At 71.2% G+C, this 24,840-nt stretch carries 28 protein-coding genes and 1 pseudogene; 19 read left to right on the forward strand and 10 right to left on the reverse strand.

The features are described 5' to 3' along the window. The first annotated feature begins 72 nt into the window (after positions 1-72). From ASC99_RS19565 to ASC99_RS40755, 4 genes and pseudogenes are all read left to right on the forward strand, one after another. Positions 73-2,004, forward strand: a complete 1,932-nt coding sequence (locus ASC99_RS19565) for a LodA/GoxA family CTQ-dependent oxidase (protein WP_057233812.1) — start codon at positions 73-75, stop codon at positions 2,002-2,004. Next, on the forward strand, positions 2,004-3,128 hold the full coding sequence (locus tag ASC99_RS19570) for an NAD(P)/FAD-dependent oxidoreductase (RefSeq protein ID WP_057233814.1): 1,125 nt from the start codon (positions 2,004-2,006) through the stop codon (positions 3,126-3,128). The genes ASC99_RS19565 and ASC99_RS19570 overlap by 1 nt, the downstream gene beginning before the upstream one ends. Next, entirely contained in the window at positions 3,125-3,844 is a 720-nt protein-coding gene (locus tag ASC99_RS19575; RefSeq protein ID WP_057233816.1) for a hypothetical protein, read from the forward strand. Before ASC99_RS19570 ends, ASC99_RS19575 begins: the two co-directional genes overlap by 4 nt. 102 nt (positions 3,845-3,946) lie before the next feature. Then, positions 3,947-4,042 (forward strand): annotated as a pseudogene (locus ASC99_RS40755) (aspartate/glutamate racemase); the annotation flags it as partial. Between the two features lie 53 nt (positions 4,043-4,095). Here the strand turns inward: ASC99_RS40755 and ASC99_RS19580 are convergent. Next, the gene (locus tag ASC99_RS19580; protein WP_057233818.1) at positions 4,096-4,299 is read right to left on the reverse strand and encodes a hypothetical protein; all 204 of its coding nucleotides are present in this window, start codon (positions 4,297-4,299) and stop codon (positions 4,096-4,098) included. Positions 4,300-4,496: 197 nt separating this feature from the next. Between ASC99_RS19580 and ASC99_RS38710 the strand changes: the two genes are divergently transcribed. From ASC99_RS38710 to ASC99_RS19595, 4 genes are all read left to right on the forward strand, one after another. Beyond that, positions 4,497-4,664: a hypothetical protein gene (locus tag ASC99_RS38710; protein WP_157531628.1), complete on the forward strand. Its 168-nt coding sequence runs from the start codon at positions 4,497-4,499 to the stop codon at positions 4,662-4,664. 222 nt (positions 4,665-4,886) lie between these two features. Next, complete coding sequence (locus ASC99_RS19585) at positions 4,887-5,837, forward strand: HEXXH motif-containing putative peptide modification protein (protein ID WP_057233820.1); 951 nt, start codon at positions 4,887-4,889, stop codon at positions 5,835-5,837. Next, positions 5,834-7,027 carry a ThiF family adenylyltransferase gene (locus ASC99_RS19590; RefSeq protein WP_057233822.1) on the forward strand — a complete coding sequence of 398 codons (1,194 nt, stop codon included), beginning with the start codon at positions 5,834-5,836 and terminating at the stop codon, positions 7,025-7,027. The genes ASC99_RS19585 and ASC99_RS19590 overlap by 4 nt, the downstream gene beginning before the upstream one ends. 124 nt (positions 7,028-7,151) lie before the next feature. Then, positions 7,152-8,426 carry an MFS transporter gene (locus ASC99_RS19595; RefSeq protein WP_057233824.1) on the forward strand — a complete coding sequence of 425 codons (1,275 nt, stop codon included), beginning with the start codon at positions 7,152-7,154 and terminating at the stop codon, positions 8,424-8,426. A 160-nt stretch (positions 8,427-8,586) separates the two neighbouring features. Here ASC99_RS19595 and ASC99_RS40760 read toward each other — a convergent pair whose 3' ends face one another. After that, on the reverse strand, positions 8,587-8,880 hold the full coding sequence (locus ASC99_RS40760) for a hypothetical protein (RefSeq protein WP_235502811.1): 294 nt from the start codon (positions 8,878-8,880) through the stop codon (positions 8,587-8,589). On the opposite strand from ASC99_RS40760, the gene ASC99_RS42155 reads away from it, so the two are divergent. Further along, entirely contained in the window at positions 8,764-9,285 is a 522-nt protein-coding gene (locus tag ASC99_RS42155) for a metallopeptidase TldD-related protein (RefSeq protein ID WP_369825133.1), read from the forward strand. The genes ASC99_RS40760 and ASC99_RS42155 overlap by 117 nt on opposite strands. Here ASC99_RS42155 and ASC99_RS19600 read toward each other — a convergent pair. Beyond that, positions 9,203-10,429, reverse strand: coding sequence for a serine hydrolase (locus ASC99_RS19600; RefSeq protein WP_057233826.1), 1,227 nt, complete (start codon positions 10,427-10,429; stop codon positions 9,203-9,205). The genes ASC99_RS42155 and ASC99_RS19600 overlap by 83 nt on opposite strands. Before the next feature lie 293 nt (positions 10,430-10,722). On the opposite strand from ASC99_RS19600, the gene ASC99_RS19605 reads away from it, so the two are divergent. Together ASC99_RS19605 and ASC99_RS19610 are read left to right on the forward strand one after the other, a co-directional pair. After that, positions 10,723-11,499 carry a MerR family transcriptional regulator gene (locus tag ASC99_RS19605; RefSeq protein ID WP_057233828.1) on the forward strand — a complete coding sequence of 259 codons (777 nt, stop codon included), beginning with the start codon at positions 10,723-10,725 and terminating at the stop codon, positions 11,497-11,499. A 600-nt stretch (positions 11,500-12,099) separates the two neighbouring features. Further along, the gene (locus ASC99_RS19610) at positions 12,100-12,558 is read left to right on the forward strand and encodes a hypothetical protein (RefSeq protein ID WP_057233831.1); all 459 of its coding nucleotides are present in this window, start codon (positions 12,100-12,102) and stop codon (positions 12,556-12,558) included. A 1,066-nt stretch (positions 12,559-13,624) separates the two neighbouring features. Here the strand turns inward: ASC99_RS19610 and ASC99_RS19615 are convergent. After that, on the reverse strand, positions 13,625-14,257 hold the full coding sequence (locus tag ASC99_RS19615) for a hypothetical protein (RefSeq protein WP_057233833.1): 633 nt from the start codon (positions 14,255-14,257) through the stop codon (positions 13,625-13,627). 211 nt (positions 14,258-14,468) lie between these two features. Here ASC99_RS19615 and ASC99_RS38720 point away from each other — a divergent pair, with 211 nt between their 5' ends. After that, the gene (locus ASC99_RS38720; RefSeq protein ID WP_157531631.1) at positions 14,469-14,618 is read left to right on the forward strand and encodes a hypothetical protein; all 150 of its coding nucleotides are present in this window, start codon (positions 14,469-14,471) and stop codon (positions 14,616-14,618) included. 200 nt (positions 14,619-14,818) lie between these two features. Here ASC99_RS38720 and ASC99_RS19620 read toward each other — a convergent pair whose 3' ends face one another. Beyond that, positions 14,819-15,265, reverse strand: a complete 447-nt coding sequence (locus tag ASC99_RS19620; RefSeq protein ID WP_057233835.1) for a DUF1772 domain-containing protein — start codon at positions 15,263-15,265, stop codon at positions 14,819-14,821. Positions 15,266-15,356: 91 nt separating this feature from the next. Here ASC99_RS19620 and ASC99_RS19625 point away from each other — a divergent pair, with 91 nt between their 5' ends. Then, entirely contained in the window at positions 15,357-15,935 is a 579-nt protein-coding gene (locus tag ASC99_RS19625) for a TetR/AcrR family transcriptional regulator (RefSeq protein WP_057233837.1), read from the forward strand. 453 nt (positions 15,936-16,388) lie between these two features. Here ASC99_RS19625 and ASC99_RS19630 read toward each other — a convergent pair whose 3' ends face one another. Both ASC99_RS19630 and ASC99_RS19635 read right to left on the reverse strand, forming a co-directional pair. Then, positions 16,389-16,823 carry a hypothetical protein gene (locus ASC99_RS19630; protein WP_157531632.1) on the reverse strand — a complete coding sequence of 145 codons (435 nt, stop codon included), beginning with the start codon at positions 16,821-16,823 and terminating at the stop codon, positions 16,389-16,391. 470 nt (positions 16,824-17,293) lie between these two features. Beyond that, entirely contained in the window at positions 17,294-17,836 is a 543-nt protein-coding gene (locus ASC99_RS19635) for an FABP family protein (RefSeq protein WP_057233841.1), read from the reverse strand. A gap of 398 nt (positions 17,837-18,234) precedes the next feature. Here ASC99_RS19635 and ASC99_RS41745 point away from each other — a divergent pair, with 398 nt between their 5' ends. After that, positions 18,235-18,357, forward strand: a complete 123-nt coding sequence (locus tag ASC99_RS41745) for a hypothetical protein (RefSeq protein ID WP_255359258.1) — start codon at positions 18,235-18,237, stop codon at positions 18,355-18,357. A gap of 513 nt (positions 18,358-18,870) precedes the next feature. Here ASC99_RS41745 and ASC99_RS19640 read toward each other — a convergent pair. After that, complete coding sequence (locus tag ASC99_RS19640; protein WP_082598465.1) at positions 18,871-19,851, reverse strand: SDR family NAD(P)-dependent oxidoreductase; 981 nt, start codon at positions 19,849-19,851, stop codon at positions 18,871-18,873. Between the two features lie 129 nt (positions 19,852-19,980). Between ASC99_RS19640 and ASC99_RS19645 the strand changes: the two genes are divergently transcribed. Together ASC99_RS19645 and ASC99_RS19650 are read left to right on the forward strand one after the other, a co-directional pair. Then, on the forward strand, positions 19,981-21,225 hold the full coding sequence (locus tag ASC99_RS19645) for a sensor histidine kinase (RefSeq protein ID WP_057233843.1): 1,245 nt from the start codon (positions 19,981-19,983) through the stop codon (positions 21,223-21,225). Further along, positions 21,222-21,881, forward strand: coding sequence for a response regulator transcription factor (locus ASC99_RS19650; RefSeq protein ID WP_057233893.1), 660 nt, complete (start codon positions 21,222-21,224; stop codon positions 21,879-21,881). The genes ASC99_RS19645 and ASC99_RS19650 overlap by 4 nt, the downstream gene beginning before the upstream one ends. A gap of 46 nt (positions 21,882-21,927) precedes the next feature. Here ASC99_RS19650 and ASC99_RS19655 read toward each other — a convergent pair whose 3' ends face one another. Next, the gene (locus ASC99_RS19655; protein ID WP_057233845.1) at positions 21,928-22,407 is read right to left on the reverse strand and encodes a ricin-type beta-trefoil lectin domain protein; all 480 of its coding nucleotides are present in this window, start codon (positions 22,405-22,407) and stop codon (positions 21,928-21,930) included. 542 nt (positions 22,408-22,949) lie between these two features. Between ASC99_RS19655 and ASC99_RS19660 the strand changes: the two genes are divergently transcribed. After that, the gene (locus tag ASC99_RS19660) at positions 22,950-23,342 is read left to right on the forward strand and encodes a ribosomal protein L7/L12 (RefSeq protein WP_057233847.1); all 393 of its coding nucleotides are present in this window, start codon (positions 22,950-22,952) and stop codon (positions 23,340-23,342) included. A 163-nt stretch (positions 23,343-23,505) separates the two neighbouring features. On the opposite strand, the gene ASC99_RS19665 is transcribed toward ASC99_RS19660, so the two are convergent. Beyond that, positions 23,506-23,928, reverse strand: coding sequence for a hypothetical protein (locus tag ASC99_RS19665; RefSeq protein WP_162257900.1), 423 nt, complete (start codon positions 23,926-23,928; stop codon positions 23,506-23,508). Between ASC99_RS19665 and ASC99_RS39455 the strand changes: the two genes are divergently transcribed. Both ASC99_RS39455 and ASC99_RS38730 read left to right on the forward strand, forming a co-directional pair. Then, the gene (locus tag ASC99_RS39455; protein WP_063857134.1) at positions 23,866-24,180 is read left to right on the forward strand and encodes a hypothetical protein; all 315 of its coding nucleotides are present in this window, start codon (positions 23,866-23,868) and stop codon (positions 24,178-24,180) included. The genes ASC99_RS19665 and ASC99_RS39455 overlap by 63 nt on opposite strands. Before the next feature lie 203 nt (positions 24,181-24,383). After that, the gene (locus ASC99_RS38730; protein WP_157531635.1) at positions 24,384-24,773 is read left to right on the forward strand and encodes a hypothetical protein; all 390 of its coding nucleotides are present in this window, start codon (positions 24,384-24,386) and stop codon (positions 24,771-24,773) included. Positions 24,774-24,840 lie beyond the last annotated feature (67 nt).

The raw sequence follows: 24,840 nt of genomic DNA on the forward strand, positions 1-24,840 counted from the left end.
GGGACATAGCCTCCGTGCGTAGGCGAACCGCCATCCCGGTTCGCATCCTCTCCCCGTTGGAGGCATCGCTTCATGCTCGACGAGGTCGTCCGTGCCGCAATCCATCCCGCGATCGGAGTCGCCCGGGTGGGCAACTCGCCCGAGGAGTACTACCTCGGGCCCGAGGTACCCGACCCGCTCCCGGCCGAGCCGGGCTTCTACAAGGACCCGGCCGGGGCGATCAAACGCGAGGTGGCCCGGTTCCGGCTCTACGGGTACAACGCGCAGGGCGAGGCCGTCGTCGAACTCACCCCGGACAACGCCGACATCACCTGGTCCGCGCAGCTGGCCAACCAGAAGGCCGCCTGGTACCAGTTCCAGCTGGCCCTGGACATCCCGGACGCCGCCGACGCCAAGGAGTCCGCGCTGCGCAACGGGGACATCACCGGGGACCGCCGCAAGGACCTGGTGATCGCCCCCGAACCGGTCAGTATCGGCGGCCGGGAGGTCTCCGGCCCGGCCTACCACTTCAGCGGCGGCACCTTCGTGGGCAAGGAGGTCTACCTCGGCGAGCTGCGCACCGACCGGGACGGGCACCTGCTGGTCTTCGGCGGCTTCGGCGACTCCGCCTCCTATGACGGCCGGCCGGTCAACACCTTTGCCAACAACGACGGTTGGCACGACGACACGGCGGACGGCCCGGTCACCGCCGTGGTCAGGATCGACGGCCGTACGGTACCGGTGGACCCGGCCTGGGTGATGGTCGCGCCGCCGAACTACGCACCGGCGGTCAAGGGCATCCGCACCCTCCACGACCTGCTGTACGACGTGTTCGTGACCGACGGTCAACTGCCCTTCCCCGACCGGGTCTCCTTCACCCGTCACATCGCGCCGGTGCTGCAACGCTTCGCCGACCACCAGTGGGTCAACCACGGCTTCGCGGGCTTCTACGGCCACCAAGGGCTGGCCGACTTCACCACCCCTGAGGGGATGAAGCGGCTCAGCAGCACCTCCCCCGGCCGCAAGGCACTGCGCCGTCAGGTCTTCAACGCGCTGCGCGACTTCACCCGGGACGGCGCCTCCCCGGTGCCCTGGCCCTGGCTGTACGGGGACGGCATGGCGATCCCGCCGCGCACCCCGCTCCAGCACCTGGCCTTCTCCCCCACCCAGTACAAGATGTTCCAGCTCTGGGCCGACGGCACCTTCGTGGACGACTGGGGCACCATCCCCCCGGTGCACGAGCTGGCCGGCCTCCCGCTCGCCGAACGGCCCGCCGCGCTGGACCGGGCGGCGCTGGACTTCTGCCTCGCCGACGCCTTCCACCCCGGCACCGAGGTCACCTGGCCGATCCGGCACCTGACGATGTACCAGGCGCCGTTCCGGATCAAGCACCGCCCGTCCGGGCAGCCCGAGCCCGACTACGGCCCGGTGCTCACCCCGGAACGCGCACTCGGCCCGGACGGCCCGCTGCACGCCCAGGGCCCCGGCGACCTGACCCGGTGGATGGCGGTGCCCTGGCAGACCGACACCGCGAGCTGCCGCTCCGGGTACGAGCTCTCGCTCAGCCCGCGCAACGACCCGTACCTGCCCACCTTCTGGCCCGCCCGGGTGCCCAACCACGTGCTCGCCGAGGAGGACTACCAGGTGGTGGTGGACACCGGCCGACCGCTCGCCGAGCGGACCGAGGCGTTCGAGCGGCGGGCGGTGTGGCTGCGCGGCCTCAAGGGGAACAACTCCGAGCAGATGAACCAGATGGTCGACGACTGGTACCGGCTCGGCATCGTCGAAGTCCGGGACGGCGCCCAGGACTTCCCGGCCCGGCTCCAGGTCGAGTCCACCCCCGGCATCGACCTGACCGGCATCGGCCACACCAACAACCTGGTCACCCTGCACGTCCCGCAGGCCGCCGACCTCACCCTCGCCGCCGACGCGATCGCCCAGGCCGTCGCCGCCAGTGGGTACACCGAGGACGAGGTGACGGCGGGCTTCATCGACAAGGTCTCGCCCTACCGCGACGAAGCCTGATGCCGGGCCCGCACCGCGACCACTACGACGTGGTGGTCGCGGGCGGCGGCCCGGCCGGGGCCGCCGCCGCGCTGGCCCTGGCGCGGGCCGGCCGCTCCGTGCTGCTCGCGGACACCGGGGCGGGCCCGGCCAAGCTCGGCGAGGCGCTGCCCGCAGTGGCCAAGGTGCTGCTGCGTGATCTCGGGGCAGGTGAACAGCCGCTCTTGGAGGGGCACTTGACCTGCTACGCGAACCAGTCCGGCTGGGGGTCGGCGGCGCTCGGCTCCACCGACTTCATCCGCGACCCGAACGGGCCCGGCTGGCACCTGGACCGGGCCCGGTTCGACCAGGGCCTGCGGGAGGCCGCCCACCGGGCCGGGGCCGAACCCGCCGCGCACACCACCGTCCGGGGCGCCGCCCGGCAGGCCGGCGGCTGGTCGGTCACCCTGCGGGAGCGGGGCGCGGCGGCCCGGCAGGTGCGGTGCCGGTGGCTGGTCGACGCCACCGGCCGCCGCCGGGCGGTCACCGCCCGCCTTCCGGCCGCGCACCGGCGGACCGACCAACTGGTCGCCAGCTGCCTGGAGTTGGCCCCCGCCCCGGCGGGCCTGGCCACCTCGGGCAGCTCTCTGGTGGAGGCCGTCGCGGACGGCTGGTGGTACACCGCCCCGCTGCCCGGCGGCCGGCGCCTGCTGGCCTACTTCACCGACGCCGACCTCACCGGCCCGCTCGGCCCCGCCGAGTTCCGCCGCCTGCTCGGCCGCACCCGGCACGTGGCACCCCGGGCCGCGGCCCACCCGCTGCCCGAGGGTGCGGCACCCCGGCGGGCACCCGCCCACTCCGCCCACCTGGACACCCCGGTCGGCGCGGGCTGGCTCGCGGTCGGCGACGCCGCCACCGCCTTCGACCCTGTCTCCTCCCAGGGCGTCCTCACCGCCCTGCACACCGGTATGACCGGCGGCCTCGCCCTCCACGCCCACCTGGACGGCGACCCCGCCGCCCTCGACTCCTACCGCACCAACGTCCGCGCGCTGCTCGCGGCGTACCGGCGCAACCACCACGCGGTGTACGCGCTGGAACGCCGCTGGGCCGACCGGCCCTTCTGGCAGCGCCGGCACATCCCGTCCACCGAAAGGAACCCCGGATGACCACCCGTCACGAAGAGCACGAGGACCCGTCGGTCCACTCCTTCATCCTGTCCGGCCGGGAAGCCGTCTTCGGCTACCACCTGGCGATGTTCGGCATGGCCGAGCACCGCTACCAGGTGGTGCTCGAGTACAGCCTGCCCGCCGACATCGTCGACACCTACCTCAAGGACCAGGCCGACCACCCGGAGAGCTGGCACGCGGTCCGCAACACCCAGGACATGGTGCTGCCACCGATCGGGGACGGCACAGTCACCGAGTACCCGGCCCGGCTGGACCGGGTCACCCAGACCGGCAACGGCGAGGACCGGATCTGGGAGCCGATCTCCGGCGGCTTCACCGCACGGATCTCACGGGTGCTCACCTTCCGCCGCTTCAGCGCGGAGGACTTCCCCGCCCACGTCACCTACCTGCTCTACGGTCGGGGCGAGGAGGCCCACATCGCCCACCGCCTGGTCGGCCGGCCGCACTACGAGCAGATCCTGACGCTGCGCCACCTCCCCGACGGCGTCACCCAGCAAGACCTGGCGAACGCCGTCGAACTGACCATCCCCACCGTCCCCGACGCCGGCCACAACGGCCGGCCCTGGACCACCCGCCCCCTCCCCGACCCCAGCTACCCCGCCCTCCTCCACCGCACCCCGGGCGCCCCGCCCCTCCCGATCACCCTCGACCTGGCCGAAGAACGCTGGTGGAACATCACCACCCTGAACCTCTGACCACCCCGCTCAACCTGGCCACAGCCCCCACCACTTGAGTGGTGGGGGCTCCGCCGTGCGAGAGCGGCGCCCTGCGAACCATAGGATGATCGGCTCGATGAGCTGGGCGGGCTGCACTCCGCCAAGTGCGTGCTGTACTCGGTGGACTTCGCCGAGATCGAAGAGCTCCAGGTGGCCGGGCGCTGGCGCACCCCGGGTCGGCCTCGCCTGTCGTCCCCAGGTCGCCGCCGTCTCACCGACGAGCACCTGCGCTAGATCGCCTTCACGTACCGTTCGGTGACGGTGTCCCCGTCCTGGATGGCGGCTTCGCGGGCGAGGGTCAGGACCCGGCGGAACTTCTCCAGCAGGCTCTCACTCGCACCGGAGGTCCAGGCCTCGGTGATGTGCGGAGCCGAGGTGAGGCCGAGCTTGTGACAGCGGATCAGCAGCCGCACAGTGGCGTCGTCCAGGAGCACCGGACCAGGGCGCCGATCGGCAGATGCGTCTTGAGGTACCGGCGTTGAGTTCGAGCGTCGGCGAAGACGGCTCCTGGGTCATTTCCACAGCCTCGCCTATGTGTCAAGTCGTAGATTTCTACGACTAGTTGGCGTTTGGGCTGTGGTGGAGGATCTTCTCAGGCCCGAAAGGCGGGCCCAGACTGAGGGAGATCAGAATGACTGAGAACATCGCTGCCGCGAACGTCGCGCTCGACGCCGAGGTCGAGCTGGAGGCCGCGGACACCTCGTTCACCTACGGCGAGCCGCGCGCCCTCGCGCTCGACGCCGAGGTCGAGCTGGAGGTCGCCGAGACCTCGTTCACCTACGGCGAGCCGCGCTTCTAAGAAGCCGGCTCCCGAACGGCCCTGGTCGTCGGCTGCTGAAGCAGCCGACACAAGCGACCTTCGGCCGTCGAGACCGGCTGGGGCAGCCCCGGCTGTCTGCCGCGTACAGCACGGGCTGCCTGGATAACAGCCAGCCGCACCGGGGCGGGACCTCAGGGTCCCGCCCCAGCTCTGCACGTGCTGCAACGCATCGCTCAGTAGCCGAATCATGCAGGAGGAGCAGTGAAGGCCATACCCGCTGACCTTGCCGAGCAGGTCTGCTCGGTCGGTATCGACGTGACCGCGACCAGCAGGATCGCAGCTATCTACCACCGCAGCCTCGCCCGCCGCGCGGTGAACCAGCTAGGTGAGGCCCAGCGGCCGGAGTTGGAAGATCTCGTCCGTCAGACCCGGCGTCTCACACCGGCCGCTGTGCACTCGGTTTACAAGGACGCCGGCAGCGCTGACCTCAACGACATCAAGCACCAGCTCCTGAAGGCCTGCGCGCCAGCGCCGGCAGCGGTCTACACCGGTATGCACGAACAGTCTTGGCTGCGCGAGGGGCTCCAGGAAGTGCTGCGCTCCCTTCACTGGGACGAGGAGAACGCGGCGACTGTGGCCACGGTCCTGCCCCCTGAGGTGCAGAGGTCGCTGGTGCTGGCCCGCCAGGCCCTTCGCGCTTCCTGGCCCGAAGCGTGGAGCGAGCACAACACACTCGTGGAGTACCTCGTCTTCGTTCAGGGCCCTATGCGTTCAGCGACCCTCCAGAGCACCTTCGGTGTCATCTACGCCGAGCTGCAGGAGGCCGGCGACCCGCTTCGCATGTTCGAACTGCTCCTGCACGAGTCGGCGCATCATGCCCTCGCCCTGCGAGAGCAGTTCACGCGCTTCATCGACAACCCCGACGCGGTCGGTACTCATGCACTGCGCCCCGATCCCCGGCCGCTGCGCGGGGTCCTGCATGCCGCCTTCGTCATGTGCCGCATCGCCGAAGGTATCCGCCGCTACCAGCACGGCCACCCGCACGGCGGTCCGCTGGACGGATGCCCCCTTGATGAGCGGCGGGCCTTCGCGCTTCAGTCGCTGCGCTCGGCGCTGGCGCTTCTGGACGAAGCGGCTCGGTGGACCGAAGACGGAGCTGTCCTGAGGACGGCCTTGAAAGCATGCGCAGAGCACGAGGAGATGCAGCCGTGACCACCACTGCTACAGCAGTCGGCGCCCGCTTCGGCGTCGTCGGGCGCAGCACTGCGGAGCGTGCGGTCGTCGAGAGCCGGCCCGGGCAGCGATGGCAGTTCAGCACCCAGTGGGAAATGCTCGAACTGGCCGACGGGTCGCTGTTTTTCGACAGTACTTACGCCGACCATCGGGTGATCTCCGCACCGCCGGAGGCCCTGCGCTTCATCCTGCGGATCATCGAGGACAGCAGGCCGACGCTCGAGGCCGTGGCCGAGCAGGTCGTCGGTGATAGGACGCCTGCCACGGTCGCCCGCATCGAACGGCTCCTGTCGCCGCTGACCAAGGCGGGAATCGTGGTGCCGCTGCGCGATGAGCAGCGTCCCGGCTGGGCGGACGATGCCTTGGTCGAGCGGTTCTCCACCCAGATCGAGTGGCTGGGCACTCTCTCCGCGACGCCGCACGGGCATTGGGACTATCTGGCCCGGCTTCGGGGTGCCTCAGTGGCTGTGATTGGTCTTGGAGGAGCGGGGAGCCTGCTGGCGCTTGCCCTGGCGGCTGCGGGTGTCGGCCGGCTGACGCTGGTGGACGGCGACACGGTGGAGGTCTCCAATCTGACGCGTCAAGTCCTCTACAGCCCTGACCAGTCTGGGCTCAGCAAGGCGGACTGCCTGGCCGAGCGGCTCGAGCGGTTCTCGCCGTACACCCAGTACATGATCCGCCGTCAGTACGTCAGCAGCCCCGAGGACGTACGGGATTGCGTTGAGGGGGCCGACTTCGTGGCCGTGTGCGCGGATGCGCCGCGGTTCACCCTGAATCGGTGGATCGACGCGGTCTGCAAGAAGAGCGCCGTGCCTTACCTGGGGGCGTTCGCGGGATCGGTGGGCCCTATGTACCGGCCGAAGTCGCCGGGGTGCTTCAGCTGTTTCGAGCAGCAGTTGCGCGATGAACTGGGTGGGCGTCACGACATGGTCGTGGACGCGTTGGCCGCCAAGCGCTCCTGGCGCTACCCTGCGTTCGTTTCTGGGCCGCTGACGGTTGCTCACTTGATGACGACGGAGATCGTGCTGCAGTTGACGGGCATCGCGCAGCCGTCGTCGGCCGGAGGTGTCATGCGCTACCAGCATCCGACCACTGTGGTGGAGCCGTTCCCGGGCCACCCCGCCTGTGACTGCTCGGCAACGGCAGGTGCTGCGGGGATGCCGTCCTGACTTGGGCTGACCTTGTCGCGTGTACCCGGTGCGCGGCGCCGTCCGTCGGGCACATTGCTCAGGCGCCTAACGGATGGTGCCGCCCGGCGGGCAGCCGATCCCTTTCGACAGAGCGAGGACACCTTTGAAGACCGCCCTGGTGAAGTACAAGAACGTCGTCGGCCTTTCTGGTGCGCGGAGGCTGCTTGCCGCGGATGCCATCTCCAAGGCCGGTGACTGGGTTCTCTTCGTCGCGATGAGCGCCCTTGTGTTCGAGGCGGGAGGGGCCAGTGCCCTGGCCCTTTTCAGCCTTGCCCGGGTTCTGATCCCCGCGCTCCTGGGCCCCTGGGCCGGCAGCTGGGGGATGGCGCTGGCACCACGCACCCTGATGATCTATGTCGATGTCGCCCGGGCCGTGCTGCTCGTACTTGCCGCGGTCGCCGCGCACACTCATCAGTCGGTGTGGCTGTTGGAGGCCCTCGTGGTGGGTTGCGCTGTCCTGACCGCCTTTCACGGGCCGGCCGAACGGCGCTTTCAGCGCGACGTGATCGCCGCGGATCAGCGTGCCGACTTCAACGCCGTCATCGGCGTTACGGCCACCACCGTCATGGTGGTGGCACCGGCCTTCGGTGCCTTGATGGCGATCACGTTCGGCAATGTCGGAGTGCTGGTCGTCGATGCCGCCAGCTTCATCGCCTCGGCGTTCGTCGTCGCCGGCATCCGCTCGGCCGTGTCGGTGACGGCCGGCGAGCCCCCTCAGCAGCAGAAGCTGCCGGGGGCCGGCCGCCGAAAGGGAGCTCTGGCGACGGTGCGGCGGGTGCTGAAGGAGCAGCCGTTGGTCACCGCCTGCTTCCTCACCCAGGTGACGGCGTGCACGGTCGCCGGCGGTTCGATGGTGCTCCTGCCTCCGCTCAGCAGTGAGCTTCAGGCGGGCAACGGCGGGATCGGGTGGCTGACCACCGCGATCGGTGTCGGTTCCGTGCTCGGTGTGCTGGTCGGCGGCGCGATCGCCCGCCAGGGTCGGATCCTGGTCTGTGTGGGGAGCATCGTGGTGATGGGCGTGATCCTTGGCCTGCTCGGCTCCAGCCCGAGCCTTCCGCTCGCGCTGGGCTGCGCAGCCCTGGTGGGTGTGGCCGCGAACCTGCCGGAGCCGATGTACTGGACCTCGTACGCCAACCAGATCGACGAGTCCGACTCGGGGCCGGTGTACGGGCTGGTCGAGTCGGGGATCACGGGAGGCTTTTCGGTGGGTGGGACGGTTGTGGGGGCAGCTGTGGCCGCCTTCGGTACGTCTACGGCCGCCTGGGCCGTGGGTGGCGCCGCCAGCGTGGTTGCCGCTTCCGCGTTCGTGCCGGCTCTGCGCCACCGTCGGGTCAGCGTGCCGGTGCCGGAGCGGGAGAGTGCCGGGGCCGCGACGTGAGGGCGACGACCGCCTCACGCCCTGCCTCCGGTCCGGTCGGGGCCGGGGTCGGGGTCCCTGTTGTAGAGGGTCGCGGCTGCGTCACCTCGCGGAGCTATCAGCGTGTCGCAGTAGTGGGCACCCGTTCTGGCGGTGCGCTCCGCATCCAACCGAGCCGCAGTCATGCCGAGGAGACCACCGCTTGCTCTGCTGCTCGACGAGGGCGCGCAGTCAGGTGAGAGCGCGGTGGCGCATGCTGCCGTGCATGGCAGCGGCGCCCACGCCGTGCAGGCGGCCGTACGGATTGCTGGCCGACGGCAGCGCGGGCGCGTTCCTGCACGAGGTGTGCGGTCATCTGCTGGAGAGTTCGCGTCAGCGTCCATCGCTGCTGGTCCAGCACCAGGCGCGGCAGGTAGCGCACCATCAGCTGAACCTCGAAGACAATCCGCGTCATGAAGCGGGCTTCGGCTCGCATCGGTACACGGTGCTCGGGGTCGACACGCGCCGCCGCTCGTTGCTCCGCCAAGGGCGGCTTACCGGGTTGCTGGACGACTGCCCCGATGGGCCCTGGCGTGTGGAGGACGCCCGTCACGTTCCTCAGCCGCGGATGAGTCATCTCGAGCTGGCGCCCGCGCCTTCCTCCGCCGCCCTGGACCAGGTTTTGGGAAGGGCTGGTGTGCCGGTCGTACGTGTTCATCGCCTCGGGTTCGGGTCCCTGGACCACCGTGACGGCACCGTTGTCCTGGAGGTGAAGGACGCCACCTGCCCCGGCCGCAAAGCATCGGTCGAGCTCGTTGTCAGTCGATGGCCTGGTAGAGCGTGGTCCAGAAGTCGTTCATGGCACGCGGCGAATCCGGGGTGGACAGTCCGACCTGGGTGAGCAGGACTCCGGTGAGCTGGTTGGTCCTGTCTGCGTAGGCGGTGGTGCCAGTTCCGCCGAACCAGCCGAACTGGCCGATGGGCGCGTAGTCGCCGCGATAGGTGCGCACCGCCATCCCGAAGCCCCAGCCGCCGTTCGACCCCTGGCCGGACGACAGGTGGGCGACGTTGCTGAACATGGCCTCCCGGGCGGCTAGTTGCTCAGGCGAGAGACGGTTGGTGGTCATCAACTCGACGGCGGCCCGGGACAAGATCCGTTCACTCCCGTGCATCCCGTGGTTCAGCAGCATCTGGAAGTAGGCGTGGTAGTCGTCGGCGGTGGAGACCAGCCCGCCGCCGGCGCCCTGGAACGCGGGAGGCACGCTGGACCTTCCCCCTGCCGCCTCGTCCCACACGAGGAACTCGCCGGTCTGCGGGTCGGGCCCGTACAGCGGCGGCAGTCGGTCGATCTTGCTGGTGGGCACGTGGAAGGCGGTGTCCTTCATCCCCAGCGGATCGAGGATGCGTGTTCGCAGGAACGTCTCCAACGACTGTCCCGTGACCCTGGAGACGAGCACACCGACCACCTCGTTGCTGAGGTCGTACTGCCACCGCACTCCGGGCTGGTACTGCAGCGGCAGTTCGCCGAGGCGGCGCATCCACTCGTCCGGCTCGGGCGCCGGCCCGGATGCCACGCTGTAGTCGAGACGCTCGAAGGTCGCGGCCCTGATCGGGGAAGCCATCGACTCGAAGTCCACCCCGAGTCCGAACGTGGAGGTCAGCAGGTCCCGTACGGTGATCGGCCGGTGTGCCGGCACGGTGTCGTCCAGGGGTCCGTCGGGCCGCTTCAGCACCTGCCGGTTGGCGAGTTCGGGCAGCCACTGGTCCACGGGGTCGTCCAGCCGCAGCCGACACTCGTCGAGCAGGACCATCGCCGCCGCCATCGTGACCGGCTTGGACGTGGACGCCATCCGGAAGATCGTGTCCCGGCGCATCGGCGCGCCACCGTCATGACGCATCGTCCCGATCGCTTCGACGTGCGTCCGGCCGCCGCGGCTGACGAGGACGACAAGGCCGGGAATCTTCTTGGACTCGACGTGCTGTGCCAGCACCTCCCGCAGTCGGCGCAGCCCTGCGTCGGAGAAGCCGCTGCTGCTTGTTCCCATGATGAATCTCCTGTTCCCGGTGTGGTTCTCACGGCGGCCCTGGTGGCTGCCTGGCCCTTCGAACGGCCATGTGCAGAGCCTGCAGCCTTGACCCAAGGTCAAGGTCAACCCCCTGTACCGATCAAGGGGTGACCGGCACCGATCGCAGGCGTTGCGGTCCCTCCCGGCAGCAGGGGGTGGGCTGGGAACTGGTGCGCGCTATCCTCACCCCGGTGATCATCCGGACTTCCCGGCCGTCACCGACGCGGTGCGCGAGACCGCAGCCGCCCACGATCCGGAGGTGCGCCGAGCCGATGACAGACGGGCTCACGATCGGTCAGGCGGCGGCGTTCGTCGGTGTCACGATCAAAACCGTGCGGCACTATCACCGGCTCGGCCTGGTCGCCGAGCCGGAACGCGACGGCTCCGGCTACCGCCGTTACCGATCGGACGAGCTGTACCGGCTGGTCCAGGTCCGGACCCTGGCCGCGGCAGGCGTGCCGCTGGCCGAGATCGGTGACCTGCTCGACGCCGATCCCACGACGTTCGCCGCCACCCTGGACGTCGTCCACCACCAACTCACCGAACGGATCGAAGACCTGATCGCGCGCCGCGACAGGCTGCACCGTCTCGACCACGGTGACCGCGCCCTGCTGCCCGACCGGGCCTGCGCGGTCTTGGAGCGGCTCGCCGAACTCGGCTTCGGTCCCGACTACGTGGCCGGTCAGCGGGAGGCTCTGGTGCTGGCCCGGGCACTGGTCCCGGAGATCTTCGACAGCTTCCTGGCCCGGCTCGAACACTCCCTGGACGACCCCGAGTCCGTCGAGCTGACCAAGCGCGGTTGGGATGCGAGGGCCTGGGATCCGGACGACCCGCGGATCGAGGAGTTGGCGTCGACACTGGCCGGCAAACTGCTGACCCAACGGGCGCTGCTGGCGATGCCGACCGGGTTTCAAGACCAGTCCGACGCCGCCGCCCGGTACGCAATGGTCAACCACCACCGGGAAGACCAGTCACCGTCCATCGCCCGGTTGAACACGCTGGTCGAGGCGAACCTGCGCGCGGCCGGCATCACCGTTCCGAGTCAGTGACGGCCGCCCAGCAGATCCGGCACTGCGGCGAGACGCCCGCCTCATCCCGCCGCGTCCGAACCGGGATCTGCCCGGCGGACGGCCACGCGTACAACCATTGACCTGCACGGCCGTCACGGATGCCGACGTATGGCATCCCCCGTACAGTCGTGGCGGCCTCACCGCAGATGTGCTGCCACTGCTGGTAGATGACCGCGGCGTGAGCACGAAGCCGAGCACGCGACGGGGACGGCGAGGGCGGCAATGGCCCAGGCGGAGACTGCGCTGGCCGCCGCCCAGGAGCAGCGCCAGGTCGCGGAGCAGGCGGTGGGCCCGGCTCGGGGTCGTGCCCAGGCCACTGCCAAGACCGCACGGGCAAAACGGGCCGATACGGAGAACCTGCGTTCTGACGCCCCCTCAGTGCGGTTCGCACCCACAGCCTGCGTCGTTGATGTACTGACCCACGGCAAGGGCGTGGTGGCCCGGGCTATGAGGTCAGGTGTCCGGGGTGAGGGCGCGAACTGGCGCCGGACGGCACACCCCGTACCAAGGCGAAGAGGCCGGACTAGGTCTTGCAGCCCCTCCTGACAGGCCGTCAGTGGTGGGTCTCATACTCGGTCTATGCCGGAACAAGGGCTCGATGCCGCCGCCCATTCCCTGCGCGCCTGGCTCAACCGCCAGCGGTTCACCGACCTGTCCACAGCCGAGGTGACGACCTTCTTCACGGACTCGGTGGCCGACTGGGCTACCGGACTCGGCTACCAGGTCCGGCGGGAGGTCGACTTGCCCACCGCTAGCCGTCTGGGCCGGACCGGCCGCCTCGATCTCCAGCTCCAGCACCGCTCGGGAAAGGGGCGGCTGATCAGCGTCGAGGTGGACCGGGGGACCAAGTTGTGGTCCCTGGAGAAGCTTGCCCAGGCTGCCGAACTCGGCCACCTGGCGCTGTGGCTGCGGTGGAGTCGCGCTCCCGTGTCCGTGGCGATCCCGCCCAGTGTCCGGCTCATCCGGGCCCAGGTCAGTCGGTACGACACGCTCACTCGGGCGAAGCTCCACTCGCTTCAGCCGGACAACTGCGGGTAGCAGCCTGCCGGGCCCTGGTCCGGCCTGGACAGGCGCAGCCCGGCTCTGGGGGCGTTCTGGGCGTTGGTGGGGCTGTGGGGAGCAAATGCTCAAGACCTGTGTATCGGTTACTGGAAATGCGTTACGGCTCTACGCCGCCCCACTGACACTATCCATGCCTTTCCAGTAACTCGTATAAGCGTGGCGGGGCTGGCGCCTCGCAGCAGCCGCCGGCTGCCTGCCGGCGGCACCACCTGCACTGCCTCGTGCGGGCTACTCACCGCAGCTGGTGGCGAGCGCCTCCGGTGAAGGGAGCAAAGCCCGCAGGCTGCCGCCGCGTTGATGCGGCCCGCGGTCACGGCGCCGAATCAGTCCTGCAGGACAGTGGCGGTGCGCGGCTCGCCCTGCCAGGCTCCAGGTCCGCCCGCCAACTACTCACCAGCGCTCGCCGGCCAGCCACGGCCCATGACGGGCTGTTGCCGGGTCCGGCAAGCACCTCCGGCTGTCGCGCACCGTGAACCCCGCCAAGGCGACGATCACGGGAATCGCCGACAGCATCGCCTGCAACACGGCCCGGCTCTGGGCAAACACGGAACCTCCACGCGGCCGAGCATCGCCGCCCACCGCCCACCGCCCGCCGCCCGCAGCCCTCCAACCGAGTCCCGCCCGCTCCCCCACGGTCAGGTCCCGCCGGATCACCCGGCGCAGCGTCGTCAGGGACGGCGCACCCGTCGTCAGAGCTGGGGCCGGGCGGAGGTACTGGCTGGTTCGGTGCTGGACTCGGTGAGAGGCTCCGGGGTTGGTGAGGTGTCGTCAGCTGGGGCAGTCGGCTTGGTGGCGCGGGCGGCGAGTTCGCGCTGGACGGCAGCGACGTTGCCGCCCCACAGGGCCAGGAGCTGACGGACCTGCGCTGTGACGGTGAACCTCGTCGTGGTCGGGGCCCGGCCACCAGGAGCCCGAACGGTGCTGGCGTCCTGCTTCGGCTGCGGCCGGCCACCGCCACACCGTCCGCCGCGGACACCTCCAGGCAGGAACAGCCGGGAAACAAAGCCCGCACCCACGGGGCGGGGGGCGGTAGCCGGGGCGGTCAGTGTTCGAGGTCGGCGCGCATGGCGGTGAAGAGGCGGGCAGCATCGGCCGGTGTGGTGCGGGGGAAGAGTGCGACGGCGGCGGTGGTGGTGTCGGCCCAGCCGCAGATGACGTCGGTGGCGTTGGCGGACTCGGGCAGGCTGAGGCACTCGAGGGATCCGCCGAGCGGGCCGGGCTGGTACGGCTCGGCGGTGGTGGGAGTGCCGGTGGAGCCGTTCTGCAGGGCGTAGTCGATCAGGCCGCGCCAGAGGTGCTCTCGGCGCTTGCTCGGGTCCTCGGGAACGTTGTCGACGCCGACGAAAAGGATGCGGCTGCCGGAGGTCTGCCCGGCGCGGTGGTAGTCGGCGACCACCAGGTGCATGTCGTCACGCATCTCACCCGGGTCGACCGGGACGTCGGACACCGCGTCGGCACCGGTGTCCCTGGTGAGCCCGCCGGCAGTGGCGGCCTCGCCAAGCGTGTGCTTGCCCGAACCGGCGGGCGAGGAGAAGGACTCTGCGGGCACTGAGGCAAGGGGGGATGCGGCGGACGCGCTGGGGTCGGCTTCGGCCACAGGGTCGCAGGCGGTCAGCGTCAGCGTGGCGGCGAGGACGACCGTGGTCAGGAAGGTGCGGGGGCCGAGGATGGGCATGGGCGGAGTCTCCCGGTGGTGTGGCGATCGGCTGGACTGCTGGACTCGACGGCCGCACGCTACTGGTTGGAGGGGTGGGCGGGTGACCCGAGCTCAGTTCCCGTACCGCACTGGGACATGGTGGTGACGTGAGCGGAGCAGATCGACAGGCCGGCTTCGACCTCAGCGATGACTCCGCAACCCGTATGCCACCGAGCTGCCGAGGTTGGCGATGGGTGAGCGGATCGCGGTCTGCGCGGTGGCCGCCTCGATGCCCGTCTTGGTGCTGAACGAGCTGGAGCGCGAGCTGCCCGCCCTCGCCGCCACGGCGAACGCGGCCACCACCGCCGGGCTCGGAGCCGCCGGCACCGACCCGCAGTAGCCGCTCAACCCGTCGCCGTGTCCTGCGGAGGGAAGGCACGGTGACGGGCCGTCAGAGGGAAATTCCGGGCCCCGGTGCGGAGCGAAGAGCGCACCACCGGGCCACGGCCGGGGCAGCGGCCCGGCGACGCCCTGGCGGCAGAGCCGGCGGCAGGGGCTCAGTGCCAGACGGTGTTCAAGTTCCAGCCACCGTCTGCGGGCTCAGGCGAGGGCGGTGGCCAGCAGGGCGAAGGCGGCGACGATGACGGCGACGCGGCCGTAGTGGTAGCGGTCCCAGCGGTCGCTCTGCTCCCTCCAGTCCGCGGGCCGGTTCTCGGGGGTCCACGTCTTGCTCCGGTTGTTGATCGGGACGAGCAGCAGGATCGACATGGCCACGCTGAGGACCAGCAGCCCGGCGGCGGTGACGACCAGGCCGGCGCCGGGGCGGTGCCATCCGGCTATGGCCCACACGGTGCTCAGGGCGAGGGAGGTGAAGTACCAGACCGGCATCAGGGCGCCGAGCATCCGGCCCCCGTGGGCGCGGCCGAGCTGGTAGCTGTCTTCAGGCAGTGCGCCGAGGATCCGGTTGACGACGAAGGCGACCGAGAACTCCACCCCCACCATCAGGCCGACGACCACGACGGTGAACACCTCGAGTGCGTTGAGCATGATGACCCCTCCTGGGATCTAGCGCTGCTAGATGACGTGGTAACGCTAGCTCTACTGACGCTCTCTTGTCTAGCACTGCTAGGATCGGGTCATGTCGGTACAGGAACGCAAGGAACGCGAACGGGCGGCCCGCGAACGCCTCATCGTGGCAACAGCCCGCGAACTCGCCGAGCAGCAGGGCTGGGACGCGGTCACCACCCGCCGGCTCGCCGAGCGCATCGAGTACAGCCAGCCCGTCCTCTACAGCCACTTCCGCGGCAAACGCGAGATCATCGGCGCCGTCGCCCTCGACGGCGCCACGGAGCTGGCCGCGGCGCTGCGGGCCGCGACCGCCGCCGCAGACGGCCCGCGCGAGCGGGTGTACGCCCTCGCCCGCGCCTACCTCGACTACGCCGAGCGCCACCCGGCGGTCTACGACGCCATCTTCCAGCTCGACGGCGGCCTCCCGTACGCGCAGGAGGACACCCCTGCGCCACTGAAGGACGCCTTCGCCGCCCTCCTGGAGTCCCTCGGCGAGGTCGCCGGGGACGGCGTGCACCCGGGACTGTTCACCGAGACGTTCTGGGCGGCCCTGCACGGACTGGCCACCCTGACCCGGGCAGGACGGCTCCCGCCACAGCACACCGAATGGAGGCTGGAACTCCTGGTGAACCGGCTCGCCGTGCTCTGACACACATTGGGACGGACGGGCAGCCGAAGGCCTTCCGGCCCGGCTGCCTGCCCGCCTACGCATCCCCGCCCCCGACACGACCCCGAACCCGCCCTGGTCAAAGTCCGATGAGACGAAGCCCGACCGTCAAACCTCGCTGAGACGGGTCGCCCCGGAGCAGCAGCCCGGCGGGCAACGGCCAGGACAAGGCCGCGGCCTGACGGACCGCCACCTCACCCGGCGTGCCCGCCGCCTCCTCGCGCCTTCGGCCGCGTCGCCGATGCGTGCCGCCCCGTCCGGCGAGGTACGAGCAGCGGCGGGCAGGCGGAGCGGCGCGGCAGGCGGAGTACGTGAGCCCCGGCGCAAGGGCTCGGCCAGGGCCTCCTCGAGGCTGGCGACGTACGGGGGCGGGGCCGCACACCGCAGCCGCAGTGGTGGTGAAGAGCCAGCCGGTGCCGACTCGTTGAGCGTGGGTCAGCAGTCGTCGGGCTCCAGGGCACCGAGGGCGCCGGGGAGGATCGGGGCGACGGTGTGGGGCACGTCGGTGTTCACCGCGTAGCCCTGGCCCCCGAGCGTGTTGGAGAAGTGATACTGCAGGTGCGGGTCGGCGACCAGCGGCTTCACCAGCGAGACGAACTGGTAGGCGTCCGTGTGCCCGGCCGCCTGCAGAATGCTGTAAGCCTCGGTCGGCTCCATGGTGACCGGCGGGATGATCGGCAGGACTCCGCCCCACCGCTGCGCGTTCGTCGTCATGCCGGAGATCGTGCCGTCGAGATCAGCCAGCACATCCACGCTGCCGACTGCGCCCTCGGCGGAGTTGTTGATCACGAACTCCCAGTGGGTCACATCCGTCATCACGGTGGTGGGGCCGGTCGGCGACTCACCGCTGGCCAGCATGAGCGTGGTCACCGAGGGGTACTGTGCCTGCACCTCTGCCATGACCTTGCTCGTGAGCTGTGCCAGCGTCAGCTGGCAGGCCGCAACAGCCGCCCGGCCGGACGAGGGTGCCGTCCCGGACGGCCCGGCGGCGTGGGCAACGCTCACCCCTCCTGTACCCAGCACCGCGAGGCTGACGGCGGCGACGACGCTGACGAGACCGTTTCGAACTCTCACTGCAGATCCTCCATGACGATGTCGGTGCCCCCAGACGCAGTGTCGATCACGCAGATCGTCCCGGCTCGCTCACGAGGCATCCGGTGGAACAAGGAGGTCGAACGTGCTCGGACAGGACGAGGGTGGCGCTGCTCCGCCACGTCGTCGCACACCTGGCCGGCGTCTCGCCGGCCCGGGCGCAGCCGGCTGCCCGGCCACGGGGTGGGCCGGCGTGACGGGCCCTCAGGCGGTGCCGGGCAGGGCGTGGCAGGTGCACTGTTGCAGGACTAGCCCTGGTGCCACAGTTGCGCCGAGAGGTGGTGCTGGAGCGGTTGGCCGACTGCCGCGAGGTCGTGGACGAAAGTGAGCGTGCCGTCGCCGGCCAGGGTGTAGCACCGACGTGTGGCGCTGACCTCTTTGGCCGTGGGCGCGAGCGCCACCTGGTGGGTGGCGAGGTCGACTGCGGTGCCGTCCGCCCGGCCGACCAGGATCTCCGCGATGCCGGTGGGTTGGGTGATCAGGGCCTCCACCCTGCCGTCAGGCTGGAGCCGCCACCAGCCGCTCTCCCGGGCCGACGGGCGCAGCGGCACATTGTCGGCGTCGAGCAGCCAGGCCCGGGTCTCGTAGTGGAGGAAAGGCCGGCCGTCGTGGCTGAAGGTGATCTCCTGCGCGTAGGTGAACTCGCCGGCGAGCGTCGGGTACCCGCCGCGTCCCCGGCCGCGCCAGGTTCCCAGGAGCCCGAGCACCGGTTTCAGCAGTGCGTGCGGCGCGGGCGCCTCGTCCGGTCGGTGGGCGTCGGGGTACGGGTGCTCCGGTGCGAGGTCGAACACTGTGCGCGCTCCTCAAGTGGGGTCTGCGGTCCGGCCTGCTGACGGTCCGGGTGGTTTTGGAAGCCTAGGCCTCCCAGTCCACACGGTGACACCAGCAATGATCGAAGGTGAACTACAGCCGGGCACAGCACAGCCCCGGCAAGCGACACGGGCGGTGAAGTCCGTAGCGCCCCAGCGAAAGCACGGTGACGGGCCATCAGAAAAACCCGCGGCCCGGCCGGAGCGGAGAGCACACCACCGGGCCACGAGGGAGCCGCCCGGCGACGAGCAGGCAGCAGGCCCGGACGGGTCGGACAGCCGTCATCCACCTCCCACGACACTGGTGGCGCTGGTGGCCCCAGCCGCCCCCGCGGCCCGACGAGGACTCCTCCGTCGACGGCCCGCTACCCGAGCCTTGGGTGCCCGCCCACCACCTGGGCGTCCTGGACTCGCTGGCCGCACTGTTCGCCGCCATCGCCGATCCCCGGGCCGCCGAGGGCACGGCAGCGGTGCTCGCGGAGACGCGAGCAGGCATCGGCTGACACGAAGCCGGCCGATCCCGCCGCGTGAGAGCGCGTCAGCCCGGTCGAACGCCTCGTCCGGCCGGGCCCGCAGGACGACGGAGCGGGTGGTGTCATCGGCCTGCACCTGGACCGGCTCTCGAGACGAACCGGTCGCCGTCCCGGACAGGGTGATGGTCCGCCTGGACACCGGGGGTACGCCCTGGTGACCGGCGCCTTCGCCGCCCCGTGCGCTCGACCGATCCCTCGGCACAGTGGTGATCGCTGATGTCGGCCCTCTGTCCGGCACTGACGCGGAGCAGGGCTGCTGTCTCTCGTGACCGCTCCGCACCGGCCGCGCCTGTTCGCCGCGGTGTCCTGAGCGTCCGGTCCGCGTTCCTTGAACCCGAGAACTGACTCGCGCCAGGAACGTTGGTGACGGGTCGTCAAGGTCCGTTACCGACCTGGGTCACCGCACGCATCAGCCGTCGCCGGTTGTCGCCACCTTCCACGCGGCCCCACCCGGGACGGCGGCCTGCCCGGGGTGTTCTCCGGTCAGGGCCGGGGCGGGACGAGCAGGCGGCGGCCGGCGCTTGCGCCGCCGTCGACGAAGACGCTGGCCCCGGTCATGTAGGCGAAGTCGTCCGCCGCCAGGCCCAGGACCGCTTGGGCGATGTCCTCGGGCGAGGCGATGCGGTGCAGCCCGTCGATGTTCTGCTCGCCCAGCCAGGCCCTCGCGGTGGCCCAGGTCGCGTCGTCCATACCCGGCGGCCGTACCAGCGCGGTGTCCGTGGTGCCCGGCATGATGGCGTTGACCCGGATGCCGTCCCGGCCGTAGTCGAGCGCGGCGGCCTGCACCAGGCCCTGGACCGCGCGCTTGGCGGCCGAGTAGGCGGCGCCCTGCGGCCGGGCCACCTCGACGGCGGAGGACGAGGTCACGATCACCACCCCGCCACCGCGGGCGATCAGGTGGGGGATCTGGTACTTCATCGACAGGAACACGCCCCGCGCGTTGGTGGCCATCACGTCGTCGAAGGTGTCGGTGCCCAGTTCGTGCAGCCGGGCGGTGCGGCTGATGCCCGCGTTGTTGAAGGCGATGTCCAGGCCGCCGAAGGAGTTGACGGTCTGTTCGACGAAGTTCTCCACGTCCTTCTCGACCCGGACGTCGGCCCGGATGTAGCGGGCGCTGCCGCCGGCCAGGCGGATCTCGCGCTCCACCTGGGCCCCGAGCTCGGCCCGCCGCCCGCAGAAGCCGACCGCGGCGCCCTGGGCGGCGAAGGCCAGTGCGGTGGCGCGGCCGATTCCCGAGGTGGCCCCGGTGACGGCCACCACCTTCCCGGCGAAACGGCCTCGCGGCGCGGGACGCGCCGGGGAGGCGGCGGCGGCCGGTGCGGCGGCCAGGCCTGCCATGCCGAGCAGGCCGGCCGCGCCGGCGAGCACGGCGCGGCGCCCGGGGCCGCCCGGGGACTGTGCCGACGAGGCGTCAGAAGGCCGGCTGGGGCTGCCGTTGGGCTGTGTGTGCTGGTGGTTGGTCATGCCTCGAAGCCTGGCGGACGGCCGCTGCCCGCCGGATCACTCTGCCGGGCGGGGGTTTCGACCGATCGGTCGCGGCGCTCTCCTCCTCGGGTAGGAGGCCGCGTCGTCGGCCTCGGCTACTGTCGGGACGTGGACTTCGAGATCACCGGGCCCGAGCGCCGCCGCACGCTGCTCGCCCGTAGTGCTCTGGTGGTCTGCGCGGTGGGCTGGTTGTGGCTCGGGCGGCCGGGGCCGGCACCGTCCGCTGCCGACTGGGCCTGCGCCCTGGCCGGCCTGGCCCTGGGCTTCGCCGCCACCGCCCGCCCGTTCGCCGTGCTGGCCGGCCAGTCGGTTCTCCTGCTGGCGGCGGAACGCTTCGGCGCGACCACCCCGGTCTGCGCGAAGGTCCTGGTCGCGGTCGCGCTGCTGGAGTTGGCCGCCCGCCGTCGCGGCCGGGCGGTCGCCGCCGGGGTCCTGACGGTGCTGGCCGTCTACACCGTGATCGCGGCGCAGCGGCCGGCCGCGGATGCGGCGGGCATGGCCTACCGGACCGCCGTGGTGGTGCTGGTGCCGCTGCTGCTGGGCGCCTACCTGCATGCCGTGCGGCGGCTCGTGCACGAGTCCCGCGAGCGTGCCGCCGAGGCGGAGCTGCGCCGCCGGCTCGCCGGGCAGGCGGTCCGCGCCGCCGAGCGCACCGCGATCTCGCGGGAGGTGCACGACCTGGTGGCGCATCACATCGCCGCGATCGTGCTGCGGGTGGGGGTGGCGCGGCATGTGGCTCCCGCCGGGGCCGGCCCGGTCGCCGAGGTACTGGAGGACGTGCACGAGAGCGCGCTGCGTGCCATGGACGACCTCAAGCGGCTGGTGGGGATGCTCCGGGACCCGCAGGCCGGCGCCGCGGCGGAGGTCTGGCCGCTGGGCCCGGAGGAACTCCTCCCGGCGCTGCGGGCGCTCGTGCGCGACAGCGTGGCGGCGGGGCTCCTGGTCGAGGCCGAGCTCGATCCGGAGCTGGGCGGGCTGGACCCGCTGCAGGCGCTCGCCGTCCTGCGCGTCGTGCAGGAGGGCCTGACCAATGTCGCCAAACACGCCGGGCCGGGCGCCTGGGTCCGGATCGGGGTGCGGCGGCCGGCGTCGGGGCAGACGGTCGTGGAGCTGGTCGACGGCGGCGGACCCCGGACCGCCGCACGTACGGGCGGGCTGCAGGCGGGCCCCGGTCACGGTCTGGTGGGCCTGCGCGAACGGATGGTCCTGGCCGGCGGTGTCCTGAGCGCCGGGCCCGCGCCCGGCGGCGGTTGGTGCCTGACGGCCACCCTGCCGCTGCCGCCGCCCCGGCCGGCGGGCGTACGCGCCGTCGCGGCGGCGGCCGGCAGCGGGCGGTCGGAGCGGCACCGGTGATCCGGGTGCTGCTGGTCGACGACCAGCGCCTGGTCCGGGCCGGGCTGCGGATGCTGTGCGGATCCGCCGCGGACCTGGAGGTGGTGGCCGAGGCCGGTCACGGTGAGGACGCCGTACGTTTCGCTGCCGAACTGCGCCCGGACGTCGTCCTGATGGACCTGCGGATGCCCGGTGTGGACGGCGCCACCGCGACCCGCCGCATCCTTCAGGAGCGGCCGGACACCCGCGTCGTGGTGCTCACCACTTTCGACGACGACGATCACCTCTACCCCGCCCTGTCCGCGGGTGCCTGCGGCTTTCTCGCCAAGGACGTCACGCCCGACGAACTGCTCGACGGGATCCGCCGCGCCGCTGCGGGCGGCCACCCGTTCAGCCCGGACGTCCTGCGGCGGGTCGTCGTCCGGGCGTCGCGCTCCGCCTCCGGGTCCGGGCCCGTTCCCGGCGCGGACCTCGGCGCGGGCGTGTCCGGACGCGAACGCGAGATTCTCGGCCTGCTCGCCCAGGGGCTGTCCAACGCCGAGATCGCCACCCGCCTGCGTCTCGGCGCCACCACCGTCAAGGCCCACATCTCGGCCCTGATGGACCGGACCGGCTCCCCCAACCGCGTCCGCCTCGCCGTCCTGGCAGCCCAGAGCGGCCTGCTGCCCGGCGGGTGAGGGCGGGCCCGGGAGGCGGCCAGGGCGGGGCTCGGCCGGGCTCGGGTCAGGCGTTGGCGAGGCTGATCTGGTCGTTGAAGACCACCCAGTGCTGGCCCGGGTCCTTGGGGTCGCACGGCTTGGTCGAGATGTCCGGGGTGCCCCACGCGTTGGCGAGGCAGTACGCCGGCGCGAAGGTGAGGGAGATCTGCTGACCCGAGACGGTCCAGTACTGGCCCTGGTCCTTCGGGTTGCACGGCTTGGTGGAGACGTCCTGGGCGTTCCACGTGTTGGCGAGGCAGTAGGCCCTCGCGTTGGTGAGGGAGATCTGCTGGCCGGACAGAGTCCAGTGCTGGCCCTGGTCCTTGGTGTCACAGGGCTTCGTGGAGTCCTTCGGGCTGTCCCAGGTGTTGGCGAGACAGTACAGGCCGGGAGTACGCAGGGACGGGGTGGCGGCCTCCGCGGCCCCGGCCCCCGTAGTGGGCAGGAAAGCGGCACTGAGGGCCAGTGCGGCGACGGCCGGCGTCTTGCGGAATGCGAGTGCCATGGGTGGATCCGTCCTTGCTGCAGGCGTGCGATGCGCGCACGGCCTTGAGGTGCGTTCCCGGTACGTGAGCGGGCGCAAGGCCATTGGTAGCAGCGATGGTTGGTCAACCAACAGTTCCGCCGGGCACGTTCATTCGAACGGGTAACCACAAGTGATGATCCGACCGGCAGCCCCCTGCCGGCAGGACAGCACGACAGCCACCCCCCGGAACCTGACTGCGCCGCACCGGCCACCGGCGGCGACCGGGCGCAGCGGACCGGGGGCGAGGGACGAGGCGGGGCAGGCGGCGGCCTCGGGCGAGCGGACGGACCGCGCCTCCGCCTGCGGGCCCTTGGTGCCGTGCGTGATCGCATCGGCTGCCTTGGTGGCTGCTCTGAGCTGCGCGGATGCCACTGCTGGGCCGGGGTTGGGCTTCTGGCGACAGATCCGCCCGGTGATTCTGAAGGCTTGCGCCGAGCCGACCGGTATCTCCTTGGACCCGCCCTCTTCCGAACGATTGACTGGGGCGCGGCATCACACCAGCCCACCCCCGGAGGAGACCAGTGGAGGACCCGCAGTTCACCGTCCTGCTGACCGACGCCACGCCACGCGGGCCGGCGGCCCTTCGAGCAGTCCGTGCGGTCACCAACCTCAGCCTGTGGCACAGCAGGCAGCTCCTGGACAGCGCACCCGCAACCGCACGCGAGGACATCCCCTTCGACACCGCCATCGCCGCGGCCCGACAGCTCCGCCAGGCCGGCGTACCCGCCGCCGTCCAGTGCGGCTGGTGCCGACGCACTCTCCCCGACGACGGCACCTTGGTGGACCCCGGCCCCTGCACCTCCCGGTACTGGCCCACCGCCCACTGCCAAGCCAATACCCTCACCACCTGCGACTGCCACTGGTGCACCACCCTCGGCCCCTACCCCGGCCACACCACCCACCCGGACGCCTGAGACCAGAGCGGCCAGGCCGGCGTCGGGGCGCAGCACGGCGGCCAGGCGGCAGGCGGACCGGCAGGGCATCCCGCAGTGATTCCGGCGGCAATCGAACCGGCGGCCGGAGCGTCAGTACTTTTCGGTCTGCACCCCGTGCTTCCAGAAGGTGAAGGTCCAGGTGTCATCCGGTGGGGCGGGCGAGGGCCACCATGCCCTCGGCGTCCGAGATCTCGCCCTGGTAGAAGCTGTAGCTGTCGAAATCGGCCATGAGGGTCTTGGCCGGTGCGGTCTCGGCGCAGGGGGGGCTCTCCACCTGCTTCAAGTACCCCTTCAGGTAGACCAGGTAGCCCTTCTTGCCGAAGCTGGTCCGCTGCAGCCGGTGGGCGTCGACCAGGTTGATCACCTGCCTCGCCCCGGGATCGGCCTCCTCGATGTCCTCGGCATCCCCACGCCCGGCGTCGGCGCCGATGTCGACCTTGACCGCCATGCATCGGCCGGCCGCGGCCGAGTGCGAACGGCAGCGGACCGCGAGAATGGACCCGTGTCTGCCGTGCCCATCGAACCTCGTCCCCTGAACGACTCCGAGCGAGCCGTGCTGGAACACCTCCTGGAAGCGGACTTCGCCGGCGCCCCGGCGCTGCGCGGCCAACTGGACCGCACCGAGGTGGTGGCCACCTGGGGAACCGGGTCGGTGAGCGTCCTGCCGGCCGGCGCAGGCGTCTACGACCGCTGCGGCGAGTACATCGGCGAACTACTGCTCTGGGCCGAGGGCGGCACGACCCTGTCGGCCCTGGAGTACGCCTGGGTCACCGCCGAGATGCCGACCTCCCTGCCGTCCGTCGACCAGCTCCAGTGAACAGCTGACGGCTGCTCAGAAGCGGGACGCTGCGCAGCGGGCGGGGTGCTGGGTCGGGCCGGGGCCCGACTGGGGGTGTCGGGGCGGCCGCCGCCCGGTGTGTCGTGGTCGGTGGTCGGGGTGGGCGTGTCCGGGGCCCTGCCGCGTGCTCGGCCCGGCCCCGCTCCGCGGTGGGTGACTCGTGTCGGCTACTGTCTGCTGTCATGCACAAGATCATGCAGGTTGCGGTGGCGATTGCTGTCGTCGGTTCATCGGCCCTGGTGGCGGGGTGCTCTTCCGCCGGGTCCGGGACTGCCGGGCCTGCGCCGTCGATGCCCGCATCGGCATCGTCGTCACCGTCCGTGGCGGACAAGCCGGTGGTAGCCGACTGGGCTCAGTCGGCCGGCGCCGGCGCCGGCGCTGTCCTGAATATCGTGCACCGGGGCGGCGAGCCGTCGGCTGAGACGTGCGCCACCCAGTGGAACGAACTGTCGCCGTCGAAGCAGGCGAGCCTGGACCGCGCCGGCTTCGACGCGGGCTGCTACGGCGCTGCCAAGCCCGACATCGTCACCTTCGGCCCCGACAGCACGCCGAGCCCCACCACGGCTCCCTGACCACCGAGACGCGGCACACTGCTCGCGGCAGCAGGCGGACAGGGAGCCGTGGTGGGGCAGCGGCCTG

It is taken from the genome of Kitasatospora sp. Root107 (assembly GCF_001424875.1).
Lineage (GTDB): Bacteria > Actinomycetota > Actinomycetes > Streptomycetales > Streptomycetaceae > Kitasatospora.